Source organism: Chloroflexota bacterium, assembly GCA_014360825.1.
GTDB lineage: Bacteria > Chloroflexota > Anaerolineae > UBA2200 > JACIWT01 > JACIWT01.
The window spans coordinates 59436-73565 of record JACIWT010000006.1 but is presented as its reverse complement, the minus strand read 5'-3'; the positions used below and the strand labels follow the sequence as shown (position 1 = coordinate 73565).

12 protein-coding genes are annotated in these 14130 nt (G+C 53.8%); 8 read left to right on the top strand and 4 right to left on the bottom strand.

All coding sequences use genetic code 11. The features are described 5' to 3' along the window. Nucleotide 1 precedes the first annotated feature (1 nt). On the top strand, nucleotides 2-427 hold the full coding sequence (locus H5T64_05530; GenBank protein ID MBC7263806.1) for a tetratricopeptide repeat protein: 426 nt from the start codon (nucleotides 2-4) through the stop codon (nucleotides 425-427). A gap of 35 nt (nucleotides 428-462) precedes the next feature. On the opposite strand, the gene H5T64_05525 is transcribed toward H5T64_05530, so the two are convergent. Genes H5T64_05525 through H5T64_05515 form a run of 3 tightly spaced genes read right to left on the bottom strand, consistent with a single transcriptional unit; the run spans nucleotide 463 to nucleotide 2818 of the window. Then, nucleotides 463-1464 (bottom strand): nicotinate phosphoribosyltransferase, encoded by a 1002-nt coding sequence (locus tag H5T64_05525; GenBank protein MBC7263805.1) that lies wholly within the window; start codon nucleotides 1462-1464, stop codon nucleotides 463-465. A 13-nt stretch (nucleotides 1465-1477) separates the two neighbouring features. Beyond that, complete coding sequence (locus H5T64_05520; protein ID MBC7263804.1) at nucleotides 1478-1993, bottom strand: cysteine hydrolase; 516 nt, start codon at nucleotides 1991-1993, stop codon at nucleotides 1478-1480. A gap of 21 nt (nucleotides 1994-2014) precedes the next feature. Next, nucleotides 2015-2818 carry an SAM-dependent chlorinase/fluorinase gene (locus tag H5T64_05515; GenBank protein MBC7263803.1) on the bottom strand — a complete coding sequence of 268 codons (804 nt, stop codon included), beginning with the start codon at nucleotides 2816-2818 and terminating at the stop codon, nucleotides 2015-2017. A 230-nt stretch (nucleotides 2819-3048) separates the two neighbouring features. Here H5T64_05515 and H5T64_05510 point away from each other — a divergent pair, with 230 nt between their 5' ends. The 4 genes from H5T64_05510 to H5T64_05495 all read left to right on the top strand — a co-directional run bounded on the left by H5T64_05510 (nucleotide 3049) and on the right by H5T64_05495 (nucleotide 9693). Further along, nucleotides 3049-3504, top strand: a complete 456-nt coding sequence (locus H5T64_05510) for a helix-turn-helix transcriptional regulator (protein MBC7263802.1) — start codon at nucleotides 3049-3051, stop codon at nucleotides 3502-3504. A gap of 218 nt (nucleotides 3505-3722) precedes the next feature. Then, nucleotides 3723-5627: a DNA topoisomerase (ATP-hydrolyzing) subunit B gene (gyrB, locus tag H5T64_05505; protein ID MBC7263801.1), complete on the top strand. Its 1905-nt coding sequence runs from the start codon at nucleotides 3723-3725 to the stop codon at nucleotides 5625-5627. Nucleotides 5628-5707: 80 nt separating this feature from the next. Then, nucleotides 5708-8305: a DNA gyrase subunit A gene (gene gyrA, locus H5T64_05500; protein MBC7263800.1), complete on the top strand. Its 2598-nt coding sequence runs from the start codon at nucleotides 5708-5710 to the stop codon at nucleotides 8303-8305. A 62-nt stretch (nucleotides 8306-8367) separates the two neighbouring features. Next, nucleotides 8368-9693 (top strand): putative DNA binding domain-containing protein, encoded by a 1326-nt coding sequence (locus tag H5T64_05495; GenBank protein ID MBC7263799.1) that lies wholly within the window; start codon nucleotides 8368-8370, stop codon nucleotides 9691-9693. A gap of 137 nt (nucleotides 9694-9830) precedes the next feature. On the opposite strand, the gene H5T64_05490 is transcribed toward H5T64_05495, so the two are convergent. Then, nucleotides 9831-10547, bottom strand: a complete 717-nt coding sequence (locus H5T64_05490; GenBank protein ID MBC7263798.1) for a gamma-glutamyl-gamma-aminobutyrate hydrolase family protein — start codon at nucleotides 10545-10547, stop codon at nucleotides 9831-9833. A gap of 112 nt (nucleotides 10548-10659) precedes the next feature. Between H5T64_05490 and H5T64_05485 the strand changes: the two genes are divergently transcribed. Genes H5T64_05485 through H5T64_05475 form a run of 3 tightly spaced genes read left to right on the top strand, consistent with a single transcriptional unit; the run spans nucleotide 10660 to nucleotide 14102 of the window. Next, nucleotides 10660-11673 carry an SGNH/GDSL hydrolase family protein gene (locus tag H5T64_05485; protein ID MBC7263797.1) on the top strand — a complete coding sequence of 338 codons (1014 nt, stop codon included), beginning with the start codon at nucleotides 10660-10662 and terminating at the stop codon, nucleotides 11671-11673. Continuing rightward, on the top strand, nucleotides 11670-13478 hold the full coding sequence (gene iorA / locus H5T64_05480; protein MBC7263796.1) for an indolepyruvate ferredoxin oxidoreductase subunit alpha: 1809 nt from the start codon (nucleotides 11670-11672) through the stop codon (nucleotides 13476-13478). The genes H5T64_05485 and iorA overlap by 4 nt, the downstream gene beginning before the upstream one ends. Nucleotides 13479-13505: 27 nt before the next feature. Continuing rightward, nucleotides 13506-14102: an indolepyruvate oxidoreductase subunit beta gene (locus H5T64_05475; protein ID MBC7263795.1), complete on the top strand. Its 597-nt coding sequence runs from the start codon at nucleotides 13506-13508 to the stop codon at nucleotides 14100-14102. Nucleotides 14103-14130: the final 28 nt, after the last annotated feature.

The following is a 14130-nucleotide window of genomic DNA, read 5'->3' as shown; positions in this document are numbered from 1 at the left end:
CATGGAGTTATCACCTACTCGTGATACGCACGAACAATGGGCCCGCCAAGCGGTTCGTCTGGCCTTTGAAGGAGCATGGAAAGAGGCTATCGAACTGAACAAGCGAATCTTGGAAGCCTTTCCTGACGACGTCCAGGCTTATAACCGATTGGGACACGCCTACAACCAACTGGGCAAACGCCAGGAGGCCGCTGCCGCCTATCGCGAGAGCCTGCAACGCGATCCCGCCAATGCCATCGCCTTGCGCAATCTGCAACAATTGGCAGAGCTACTGGGCGACAAATTAGACTTCGATGTCCAGGCCGTACTTTCGGAAGCAGAGAGGGCTGCTGCGCTGCTGCTCGAGGAACCAGTTACCGAAGAAGAGGAGGAAGAAGAATTCGAGCCAGAAGAAGATACGATCGATGAAGGCGGTGACGAAGAATAAGACGTATTGTCATCCAGCCTTTAGTTTGACAAGCACTAATTCCCCCGCAAATCAATCTTCCTCAATCTCGGGTTGGGCGTAATACCTGGGATGCGTCCGCGCTTGGCTAAAGGTTTGCCGCCTACTACTTTCAAGTCGCCGGTGAAGTCAATGGGCGAGGCACTACTCACTGCACTGCCTATCCCAAAGACGTCCACAGGCGCGCCCTCCTGTTTAAATAGGCGAATGCGCTCTGGATCTATGCCCCCGCTGACCACGATTTTGACGTGACTATAACCCGCTTGGTCTAATCGTGCCCGCACCTCCTTCACCAAGTCGGGTGTGACTCGCCCTCTTTCGGCTGGGGTGTCCAATCGGACACCCCATAACTGTTCTCCAAGTGCCTCCGCTACCCGCAGGCTCTCCTCAACTTCATCGTGAAAGGTATCCACGAGAGCGATGCGTCGTACCTTGGGGGGCATGTGGCGATCGAAGGCCTCGACAGCGCGCACCGTGTCGCCAAAGATGAGGATCATAGCGTGCGGGATGGTGCCACTGGGCTCGACGCCGAATAGTTCAGCACCCGCAGGTGTAGCACAACCCGCAAAGCCCCCTACCATTGCTGCGTATTCCATCTGCGCCGCAACGTTAGGGTGCACATGCCGCGCCCCGAAGCCGATAATAGGAATCCCCTCTGCTGCTTCTACACAAGCCCGGGCCGCTGTGGCCCAACCACTTTCGTGCGCCAAGATGCCGAGAATCGCGGTCTCATAAAGACCAAAGGAGGAGTAGGGTGCTGTGATACGCAAGACAATCTCCTTGGCAGACATCGCCTCGCCTTCTGATAGTGCCCAAACCTCCCCGGTTGGTGGCAATACCTCGGCCAAGATTGCAAGCACCTCCTTCATGCCACACAGGATGCCCGATCTACTGGGGAATATTTCCATCGTCACAACAGGGTCGAGCCCTTCGGCCCGCAAGATTTCCTGGGTTCGGCGGAAGTACACATCAGCCGTTTCACCTGAGAGAACGAGGTTAAGCAAATGTTGCGTTGCCATTCTTAAGTCTCCCTTACACGATCTTGGCACCTAAAATGTCCCTCATGTGTTTCAGGGCAAAGGCATGGGCCTCTTTGTCAAAACTAGCGACGCAGTTTGCAGGGACCTCCACTGGGTAATCGCGGTTTCGAGCATCTGCGACGGTGTGCATAACACAAATGTCAGTGCATACACCCACCACGATGATCTTATCCGGACGCAGTGCTTTAAGCCGCGCCTCCAAGTCTGTATCGAAGAAACCGCTGTAGCGACGTTTGGCAATGATAGCACCAGGGAAAGGCACCAACTCAGGAATGATCTCCGTTTCTTTAGTACCCCGCACACAGTGGCGGGGAAACATCTGAAACTCTTTATCGTCGGGGTCGTGCGTATCAACCAGATAAAGGATCGTCGAGCCTGCCGCTTGCTCTCGCTGCAGCAAATCCACTACACACGGGATAATTGCCCGCGCCTCGGCCCCGCAGTAAAGCGGATATCCTTCCTCCAAGAAGCCCCGCAGCATATCTACCACGATTACTACATTCGCCATCTTGTCCTCCTCCCTGTACCCTTATGCTCCATTATGTAGTGGGGAGACTACAACCTCTTCGCCCACTTGTATGCCCATATCTTGGGCTGCATTGCCGTTACGCACAGCAATTTCGAGCATCCCATCGCTGCCAATGAGGGCTACCAAGTCGCCTTCCGGCACGGTAGCGTAGGTCGTTCGCACGCCGGATATACGGCGATCACGTATCCTCACAGCCACGTTGCCATCGCGAGGTAACTCATCCTGGCGGATGTCGGTGATGATATTGCCAAAGCGGTCAATATGCAAGACATGTCCTATAAGGCGGCCGTCTGATTGTCGTTTGGCTGCCGGCATGGGGAAGGTTACCAAGTCTGAGATCGGACGACCCAACTCACGCATGGGCACGCCGCACAATAAATGCGCCCCCACTGGTGAGAAAACGTCACGGCCGTGGAAAGTTGCGCTCACTCGTGGCAGCCAGTAGCGAGAATTTGTGAGTTCCACAGCCTCTAACATCCGCTCGCGGGCCAAAACGTAACTCAAGACCCCATTGTCTGGAGCAACGAAATAGCCGACGGATGTGCGGATGGCAATGGCTCGGCGCTTACTGCCAACACCAGGATCCACTACGACCACGTGTACCGTCCCCTCTGGAAAGTAAGGGTACGAGATGTGCAACACGTAGGCCGCGCGACGCACATCCTGCGGTGGGATCCCGTGGGAGATATCCACAATCCGGGCGTCGGGACAGATGCTCAGGATGACGCCGTGCATAATGCCAACGTAACCGTCGTTCAGGCCAAAATCGGTGAGTAGACTAATGACTTTCGACACTCTGCACACTCTCTATAAATAAATTGTACATCTGGTTACGGTCGCCGTCAAGATTTTGACGATCTGGGGAATATGTAGTACAATTTTACAATAGAATGTAACTCTGTAACTATTCAGAGGAAGGAATTTGAGATACGAGCACACAAGACATAGCGGAACGAATTGAACAACTAACCCAGCAATACGAGTCTCTGCGGCGTGAGGTTGAGCTACTGCGACGCGAAACTCGGAGTGCTGCCGTGAAGCCCAGTGTCGCTGGGGAAGCGAAGCAAAGCCCGGCACGCATTGTCGCATCCATAGAGGCGTTAATGGCGGGCGAGGAGCAGTCATTCTTCCTCCATCTGCTCAAGGACCCGGCAGGCCTTGTTGGGCAGATCAGTACAATGGAGGAATTGCTGGGTGAAGAGGAGGAAGAGATAGGACGGGTGGCTATGGCGCTGTCGAATGCGGCACGCGTTCGGGTGCTGAAAGCACTATTAAGTGGTGAAAAGACTACCGCCGCATTAATGGTCCAGACAAAATTGGCCGGGGGCCAACTTTACCATCACCTCAAAGAACTTTCATTGGCGCAGTTCATTGGTCAGAGGGGCCGCTTGTATCATATCACCCCTCGGGGGAAACAAGCGCTGTTGAGCATTGCAGCATTGAGCCGGGTCCTTCGATCTTTTGCTGCAGAACACTCGAATTTGCGTTAGAACAAATGTTCAAATATAATTGGATCTAGAGGGATTGGATGTCCAGTAAAATTTTCCATCAGTGGGATGGTGTAGTAAAATCTTTCGATATGGTATTGCAAATTGATCTATGCGTCCGTAAGCAACTTCCTGCGCATATGTCAAACTAGGGTCTTGCATCTCATTTAGACATTTTCGCAAAATTTGGGACAACACACATCAGGTGAGGATGACGTAGTATGAACAGCAATAAGGTTCCTGAATACACAGCCGCTGACATCCAAGTTCTCGAGGGTTTGGAGGCAGTGCGCCGGCGTCCGGGCATGTATGTAGGTAGCACTGACATCCGTGGGCTTCATCACCTGGTGTTTGAAGTCGTGGACAACAGTGTCGACGAAGCCCTGGCTAGGGCCTGCGACCGAATTATCGTCACGATCGGCAAAGACAACACGGTTACCGTCCAGGATAATGGGCGCGGCATCCCTGTTGGCATCCAGCAGGATACAGGACGATCAGCCTTGGAGGTTGTGCATACCGTTCTTCACGCTGGTGGCAAATTCGGCAGCGGGAGTTATAAGGTCGCGAGTGGTTTGCACGGCGTTGGTGTCTCGGCGGTGAATGCACTCTCCGCCTGGCTCGAAGTGGAAGTGCAACGGGAAGGATACATTTGGCGGCAGCGTTACGAACGGGGCACACCTGTGACCCCGGTGGAACAAGTTGGCAAGTCGAAAGTAACGGGCACCAAGACCACCTTTTTGCCTGATGAGACTATTTTCAAAACCTTGGATTACAAATATGAGGTTTTAGCCGAGCGTTTCCGAGAGATGGCCTTCTTGACGCGAGGATTGACCATTACCTTCATTGACCAACGCGACGATAGGGAGATGACCTTTTACTTTGAGGGCGGTGTAACTTCCTTTGTGCGCTATCTGAACCGCAATCGCGAGGCGCTGCACCCTATTTTCTATACAGAAAGGCAGGTAAACGGCACCATAATTGAGGCGGCCCTACAATATACTGATACTTATTCCGAGTCAGTTTACGCTTTTGCCAATAATATCAACACAATTGACGGTGGAACACACTTGACAGGCTTTCGCAGTGCTCTCACACGTACCCTCAATGATTACGCCCGCAAGGCTGGGATACTGAAGGAGAGCGATGCAAACTTTTCGGGTGAAGATGTACGTGAAGGGTTGACGGCTATCATCAGTGTGAAGATGACCGACCCACAGTTCGAGAGCCAGACCAAAGCAAAATTAGGCAATGCGGAAGTCAAGGGCCAGGTAGAATCGGTAGTAACTGAGGCCTTTACAGCCTGGTTAGAAGAGCACCCACGCGAGGCCAAAGTCATTGTCGAACGGTGTCTGACTGCTTCGCGAGCTCGCCAAGCCGCACGGCAGGCCCGCGATTTAGTGATCCGTCGCAGCGCTCTGGAAAGCGCCAGCCTGCCGGGGAAACTTGCCGATTGCTCCGAGCGCGACCCAGCGAAGAGCGAACTCTATATTGTGGAGGGCGACTCAGCAGGCGGTTCAGCCAAACAAGGGCGTGACCGACGCTTCCAAGCCATCTTGCCGCTGCGAGGCAAGATCCTGAATGTGGAGAAAGCCCGACTGGACAGAATGTTAGACAGCAAGGAGATCAAGGCGCTTATTACGGCCTTGGGAACGAGTATTGGTGACTCGTTTGATTTGCGCGGTCTCCGGTATAATCGCATTATCATCATGACGGATGCCGATGTGGACGGAGCGCATATCACCACCCTTCTACTGACGTTCTTTTTCCGCTACATGGCCCCTATCATTGAGAATGGACATCTATTCATCGCCCAACCACCGCTTTATCGCATCGCCGATGCAAAGCAGCACTACTATGTGTATAGTGAAGCGGAGAAGAACGCATTGCTCAAGAAGTTAGGAGACAAGAACTTAACGATCCAGCGCTACAAAGGTTTGGGTGAGATGAACCCTGAACAACTCTGGGAGACAACGATGGACCCCCAGAGACGCACGATTCTGCAAGTGACAGTGGAAGACGCGTTGAAGGCGGATAGGACATTTGACATGCTTATGGGCTCAAGTGTCCCGCCGAGGAAGCGGTTTATTCAAACTCATGCCAAGAATGTGCAGAATTTGGATGTGTGAGATAGCCTCTCCGGCAGTCTCCTAAGGCAAGCGCACGCGTTCCATCTGATTAAGTAAACACAAGAGGGTACGAGGAAGGTATGGAAATCGGCACTGTCAAATTCATTGACATCGAAGACAAAATGAGAACCGCGTACTTGGATTACGCCATGAGCGTGATCACGGCCCGCGCCCTTCCAGATGTGCGTGATGGCCTGAAGCCTGTGCAGCGGCGTATTCTATACGCGATGAACGACATGGGTCTCCAGCATGACAAGCCCTACAAGAAAAGTGCTCGTATTGTCGGTGAGGTACTGGGTAAATATCACCCTCATGGGGATGCCGCGGTATACGACGCCATGGTGCGCCTGGCCCAGGATTTCTCCATGCGCTACGTATTGGTGGATGGCCAGGGCAACTTCGGTTCAGTGGATGGTGATAATGCAGCGGCGATGCGTTACACCGAGGCCCGTCTGACAGCCCTGGCCGAAGAAATGCTGGCCGACATTGATAAAGAGACAGTGGATTTCACTAGTAACTTCGATGGTTCGCTCCAAGAACCCTTGGTCCTGCCCACTAGGCTCCCTAACTTGCTCGTCAACGGCACGGCAGGGATCGCTGTCGGCATGGCAACCAATATCCCGCCCCACAATCTTGGCGAAGTGTGCGATGCTATTGCTTACTTGATTGACCATTACCGCAAAATCGACGATGTGACCGTAGATGAACTGATGAGATTCATCAAGGGGCCTGATTTCCCCACCGGCGGCAGCATTATGGGCTTAGAGGGTATACGTAGCGCTTATGCTACTGGCAAAGGCCGCATTGTCATTCGGGCAAAGGCCCACATCGAGGAAATAGCGGGCGGTCGCTATCGCATCATTGTTACTGAGATTCCTTACCAGGTCAACAAGGCTAACTTGGTGGAGCGTATCGCTGACTTGGTGCGCAACCATCGCATCGAGACCATCTCCGATTTGCGAGACGAGTCCGATCGGCAAGGCACCCGCGTGGTCATCGAATTGAAGCGTGGCGCTGAACCTCGCACTACGCTCAACCAACTCCTTAAGTACACCCAGATGCAAACCACCTTTGGCGTGAACATGCTTGCCCTGGTGGATGGTGAACCGCGGATGCTTTCTCTCCGCCGAGCCCTCCAATTGTTTATTGAACATCGCCGCGAGGTGATCACCCGTCGCAGTGAGTTCGAACTGGAGAGAGCCAAGCAGCGCGCTCATATTCTCGAGGGCCTTAAGATCGCCCTCGATCACTTGGACGAGGTCATTAGCACCATCCGCGCCTCTCGGACCGCTGAGACTGCTTTAGATAACCTGCGCCGCAAATTCAAACTGACTGAGATACAGGCACGCGCGATTCTGGATATGCAACTCCGCCGTTTGGCTGGACTGGAACGCCGCAAGATCGAGGAGGAATACAGAGAGGTTACGCAACGCATCCGTGATCTCCAGGCTCTCTTGCGCTCGCCTACAAAAATACTGGAACTTATTAAGGCGGAGATGCAAGAACTCAAAACCAAGTACGGTGATACCCGTCGCACTCGGGTGGCTGAGGAAGAAGTAACCTTCACCCCACAAGATTTGGTGCCCAAGGAAGATGTGCTGATTGCGATCACCCAGCACGGCTACATCAAACGTATGGCTGCCGATGCTTACGGTCGCCGGGGTCGTAGTGCTCGTGCTATCATTACCCGCGACACGGATGCTGTGCAATATCTGTTTGCCGCCAATACCCTGGATAGCATCCTCTTTTTCACTGACAAAGGCCGGGTTTTCCAGGAAAAGGCACATCAGATACCAGATATTGCACGCCAGGATAGAGGCATACCCGTTTCCAATATTGTGGCTCTGGAATCCGGTGAAAAAGTAACAGCGGCCGTTGCTGTACCGGACTTTGAACAGGCTGAGTACTTAACTATGGTTACCCGACAGGGGCGCATTAAACGCACGGTCATCAGCGAGTTTTCTGCTGTCCGTCCCAGCGGCATTGCTGCTATTAGCCTGAGTGAAGGCGATGAGTTGGGTTGGGTGAGCTTGACCCACGGCGACCAGGAGATCGTTCTTGTCACGGAGCGTGGCCAGGCTATTCGCTTCAGCGAAGAGGAAGTGCGGCCCATGGGCCGGGCCGCAGGCGGGGTGGGAGCCATCACCCTGGGTGAAGGCGATTCTGTTACGAGCATGGACGTGATCCGACCCGAGGGTGAGTTATTGTTGATCACTGCCAAAGGCTATGGCAAGCGAACTCCTTTGAAAGAATACCCAAAGCAAGGTCGCAATGGCCGCGGCGTTGTCACTCTCGCTTCCAAATATCTGGAGAAGACGGGACCCGTCACTGCTGCCCGCGTTGTAGATCCCGATGGCGAAGTAATGATCATATCTGCGCAAGGCGTGGTGTTGCGCTGTCTGGTGAAGGATTTCCCGCGTGCGAGCCGCGCTAGCCGGGGCAACATCGTCATGAAACTCAAGGGTAACGACACGGCGGTTTCGATTGCCAAACTAGGTAATGCAGAGGCTGATAAGACGCCAGGGGAACTGCCAGCGGATGAGCGATCCTCGTCGCGTGCTCGTGGCAAGACAGGGAAAAAAGGTTCTGTCGCATTACGCGCCGCTGCGGAGAATCACGACGATTCGCTTGAGGGGCGCGAAAAACAATTGCCGCGCAACATTGACGACACCGAATAGACTTAATGATTCCCATGAGAGCAATTGAGTTGCGATCCTTGCTCGAGAGGGGACCGGGACAGTTGCTTGAGTTCGTGCCCCGTCCTCGGGCGAACAAATTGGCAGAGTTGCTAGTGGCATTTGCAAATGCTGACGGCGGCACGCTGCTCTTGGGCCTCGATTCAAAGGGACGGGTAGTGGAAGAGGAAGTGGCTGAGGACGTTGAACCCCTCTTGATGCGCGCCCAGGCACAATGTAAACCGCTGGTGCCGGTCGAGTGGTCAACGGTAGATTTTGAGGGTGGCACTATCGCTGTGGTGACCGTAGCACGCAGTTCGGAGGTGCATGCCCTGACTGACGGCCGTGTGCTTATCCGCTCTGGCCAGCACAACCGCACCTTGGTAGAGGAAAATGTCCGCAGGCTCGCCACGACGCGTGGTGTAGGCAATTTCGAAGAGCGGACTGTTGAGAATGCCACGCAGGATGACTTTGATGACGAAGTCGTTGCCGATTACATTGAGCATCGTCGCCAGCGTGGCCGCCATATGAAGAAATGGTCCGAAGAAGCACTGCTAGTAGACGCTGGCGCCATTGATCGAAATGGTGTCCCCACAGTGGCCGGAGTGCTGCTCTTCGGCAAATACCCAGAGCACTTCTTAAGTCAGAGCGGGGTGGTTTTTGTGCACTTTGGTGATGGCGAGGGCCACACGCGAGCCAATCCACCTGTCTATTCGCGTCGCGAGGATCTCCATGGTCCATTGCCTCGACTGCTCGAAGAAACTTGGAACGTACTGTGGGAGGAAATGCGACACGAGACCGTCATCTCTGGGTTAGCCCGTGAGGAAAGGCCGGAATATCCTATCTTTGCCGTTCGCGAGGCGCTGGTCAATGCTGTCGCTCACCGCGATTACAGACTCCAAGGCCGGCGTATCGAGGTGCGCATGTTCGACGATCGGCTGGAGATCATTAGCCCCGGGGGGTTGGCTGGGCACATCACCTTGGAGAACATCATGGAAGAGCATTTCTCGCGCAACCCCAGGATCGTGCGCGGCCTGTTCTACTGGGGCTACATCGAGGAATTGGGACTGGGTATTGATCGCATGTATGAAGAGATGCTGGCTGCAGGGCTTCCACCACCTGCGTTCGAGGCACGTCCTCATACTTTTATCGTTACTCTCCACAACACACGTCAGGCACCTGAGGCGAAGTGGGTACAGGAACTAAACGAACGCCAACTTCGGGCCCTCGCCTATGTACGCGAGCACGGACATATCGCCAGCCGAGACTACCAAGAGTTGTGTCCTCACGTGACCCCGGAGACATTGCGGCTCGATCTGGCCGATATGGTACACCGGGGCATTCTCCTCCGTATCGGAGCCAAAAAGGGCACGTATTACATCCTTAAGTGACCCTATTTCAGGCGCTCATTTCCCAAATATCCCAAACATTATCCCAATTATCCCAAAACACCTGCTACTTTCCTGAAAACCGTGGTTCTTTGCAAGGCAATTGATTCAGTGGTGGCCCAATCCCTATTCCGGTGTCCCTACGTTCTGCAGGCCTCCACGAAACCAATGAAAAGTCGTCGCATAGCCGCTTGGCTGAGCATTTCCTCAGGGTGCCATTGCACTCCTATCACAAAGCGATGGGCAGGAGATTCGAGACCTTCCACTACCCCATCAGGTGCCCGTGCGGTGACGATCAGCCCAGTGGCAACATCTTTGACGGACTGGTGGTGAAAACTGTTGACTGGCACGACTTGGTCAGGTTTCACGCCCAAGAGTCGCGCGGTCAGGGTACCTTGTACTACACTGACAGTGTGAGCGGTGTGATCCCGAGGACAATGCGGTGCGCAACGGTGTTGTAGTGCACCTGGGTACTCCACCGACAGGTCTTGGTAGAGTGTTCCACCAAGTGCTACATTCAAAACTTGAATCCCCCGACAGATCGCGAGAAGAGGACGATTATCCTCAAGCGCCCAGCGGGCCAATTGCCATTCCGCCTCGTCACGTTGCTCGTCCACTTCGATTAGGTGCCCTGAATCCGTTGTGCCATAACGATGAGGGGCCACATCACCACCACCTGAGAGGAGCAGCCCATCCAATTTCTCATGCACGTCATGTAGGATCACGGGATCGCTAGGATAAGGGATGATGATTGGCGCGCCTCCTGCTATCTCGACGGCGGCGATGTAGTTTCTGGCGAGACTGAAACGACTGGTTTGTTGATCCGAGGAACAAGTGATGCCGATGAGGGGTCTCATGTTACCTCCACCGAGTTTATTGTGATGATATTATATCAGGGGTCTCCATCCAGACGCAATCTTTGCCCCAGCCGTCAATTTGGGGTAGAATTTAAATTACGGGAGAGGAGATGTGACCGCTTTATTAGCCATAATCGCTCTCTTGCTCTTGATCGAATTTGCTTTGCGCATCCGGCACAGGCAGACACTGGCTCCAACCTGCTACCAAGCACTCCGAAGCAAAACCCGGGCGTTGGATAGAACACGCTTAGTAAATAAATACCGCATCGTGGTCTTCGGCGATTCCATCGCGCATGGAGAAGATCTGCTCTACAATCAGAGTTACCCTCACATTCTTTCCGATTTGCTAAATAGGCAAAATCCGGCCACCAGCATCGCAGTAATCAATTCTGGAATAAGAGGCTGTACCTCCGTATTAGCATTAGATTGGCTTGATGCCGCAGTGCTTCGCTACAAGCCCCATATGGTGCTGCTGGCCTTTGGCCTCAACGACGGCAAACTTGGCGATTGGCCACTGGATCGCATCCGTGAGCGGGCTATGTTCCAGAGGATGACCTTGCTAGGTCGCTTGGACGACATCCTGAGAAAACATTGCCATCTTTATCTAACGTTGATGGTGAGGGTGCGCCGACTTTTACGTCAGTGGGGATATGTGCCGCTCGCTGCTTGGTCATCGACTTTTGGCCCTCGTGTATCACAAGAGGGCTTTACCACGGCGCAGCGAGAGTTAGTGCGACGCATTCGACGCCGATCGGGTGCAGTTATCTGTCTTTTGACGACGACGCCCGTGGATGAGCGTTCCGGCCGCGAGTTGGACCCAGCGAGTTATGCTTGGCAACAAGAAATTTACGAGAAATACAATGAGGTTATCCGCCACATTGCTGCTCAGGAAGGTACACATTTAATCGACTTGGCCTCAGCGTTTGGTGCTTTGAGTCCTGAGAGAATAGCATCGTTACTTCAGGATGATGGTGTACATCTCACGGCCGAAGGTGAACGCGTGGTCGCTGAGCACGTGGCTGAGGCTCTTCAGCAAATGGGAGTTTTGAGAGCGATGGAAAACGGGGCACATTTGCAAATCCGCAAAGGACTCATTTGCCCACCAGCAGCGGAGGTTAGAAAGTGAAGCGGCTTCTTTCTGGAAATGAGGCTATTGCCTGGGGTGCGTGGGAGGCCGGCGTACGGGTGGCTTCGGCCTATCCAGGAACGCCGAGCACCGAAATCTTGGAGACCCTGGCCCCAATGCCTGGTGTCTATGCAGAGTGGGCTCCCAACGAAAAGGTTGCATTGGACGTAGCCATTGGAGCATCCTATGCCGGTAGCCGGGCGATGGCTGTGATGAAGCACGTCGGGCTTAATGTCGCTGCCGACGCCCTGTTTTATGCTTCGATGACGGGTTCTGAGGCTGGTTTGGTAATTGTCTCTGCCGACGACCCATTTATGCACAGTTCTCAGAATGAGCAGGACAACCGCCACTACGCCAAGTTTGCCCGCGTGCCATGTATTGAGCCGTCGGACAGTCAAGAAGCAAAAGATCTGGTTGCGGCAGCATTTGAGATCAGCGAGCGTTTTGACACGCCAGTGCTTCTGCGTATCACAACCCGCCTGGCCCATTCCAGTGCGCCAGTGGAGATAAAAGGCGAGCGTCAGGACAGGTGGGCGGGCCCGCCTTACTATCGGATCGATACGGCCAAATATGTGATGGTCCCGGGCAATGCTCGGCGTCGTCATCATGTTATAGAGCAGCGAATCGCAAGACTAACGGAATTCGCTGAAACTTTCCCCTATAATCGCGTAGAGATGGGTGACACCGCGCTGGGTATCGTTACCAACGGTGTTGGCTACCAGTATACGCGTGAAGTCTTCCCAACCGCCTCGATCTTACGATTGGGCATGACCTATCCTATCCCGTCCCAGTTGGTACGTGACTTCGCTTCGAGAGTGAAGCGGCTAATTGTTGTGGAAGAACTCGATCCCTTCCTAGAAGAAAGCATTCGTCTATTGGGTATTCCTGTAGAGGGTAAGAGCATTTTTCCCATCTGCGGGGAGTTTAGCCCGGAGGTGGTGCGAGACTCGGCTATTAAAGCCGGCCTCCTCCCGGAGTCGACTCGTATTCCAACAGCGATGCCGGACAAAGGGCCGCTACCCGGTCGCCCGCCTATTCTCTGCCCTGGGTGCCCTCACCGTGGAGTGTTTGTTGTCACTAGCAAACTCAAGCTAGTAGTGAATGGCGATATTGGTTGCTACACCCTGGGGTTCCTTCCCCCACAGGCTGCGCTGCATACCTGTGGCTGTATGGGCGCGAGCATCGGCCAGGCCCATGGCGTGGCGAAGGCAGGCATCCAGCAACGACACGTGGCCGTGCTGGGCGATTCCACTTTCTTCCACACTGGTATGCCTGCGTTACTCAATGTGGCCTACAACCAGAGCAACACCATCACTATCATTCTAGACAATCGCACCACGGCTATGACTGGCCATCAAGAAAACCCTGCCACCGGCATAACCCTGCAAAAGCAAAAGACGGTGGCGATAGAATTCGAACCACTGGTCCGTAGTATGGGGATCCAGAGAGTGCATGTAGTAGACTCCTATAACCTCAAACAGGTTGAATCTGCGTTGCGCGATTGCCTGGATTCAAACGAACCTGCGGTGATTATTGCCAGGCGCGAATGCGCGCTCCTGCCCGAAGCACGGAAACAATGGATACCGTTGCAAGTGGACCCTGAGATTTGCAATGGATGTGGGCTATGTTTCAAAGTGGGCTGCCCAGCCATTTTACAAAGCGGAGAAGTAGATGAAAAAACCGGGAGGGCCAAAGCACAAATCGACCGTCTGCTTTGCACTGGCTGTGAGATCTGTGCCCAGGTTTGCGCCCGCAAAGCCATCTTGTTCCGTCACCAAGTAGTGGAATCGTCGGGCAAGTCATAAACACGCGGTGAGCCGAGGAGCGATGTAATGGAAAGCATTAACATTTTGGTAACCGGTGTAGGTGGTCAGGGGACGATTTTGGCGAGCGATGTTCTGGCCTCAGTGGGTCTATTGGCTGGCTATGATGTCAAAAAATCTGAGGTACATGGCATGGCCCAACGGGGGGGCAGTGTGACCAGTCATGTGCGCTGGGGTCAAAAGGTGTATTCTCCCATTATTGGCTGTGGCGAGGTGGATTTTCTCCTCGCCTTTGAGAAACTGGAAGCAATACGATATGTCGAAACAGTTCGCCCCGGTTGTGGAGTTATTATCGTGAACGATCAACGCATCCCGCCGCTTTCCGTAAACATAGGCGATGAGATATACCCTGATGATGACCGCTTGCTACACATCCTACACCAGGTTTCATCCAACGTCCACGTGGTACCCGCTATTGCTGTTGCTGAAGAACTGGGCAATGCTCGGGTACTCAATGTCGTGATGTTAGGCACACTTTCCACCCTATTAGACATCCCGGAAGATACGTGGGTAACTGCCATCCAGCAACATGTCCCGCGTAAACTCCTTGAGATCAATACAAAAGCATTTCAAGCCGGGCGCGGCATCCCGCTTATCCGGACATGACGGTTCTTTTTGGAACATGGGCGAGGGA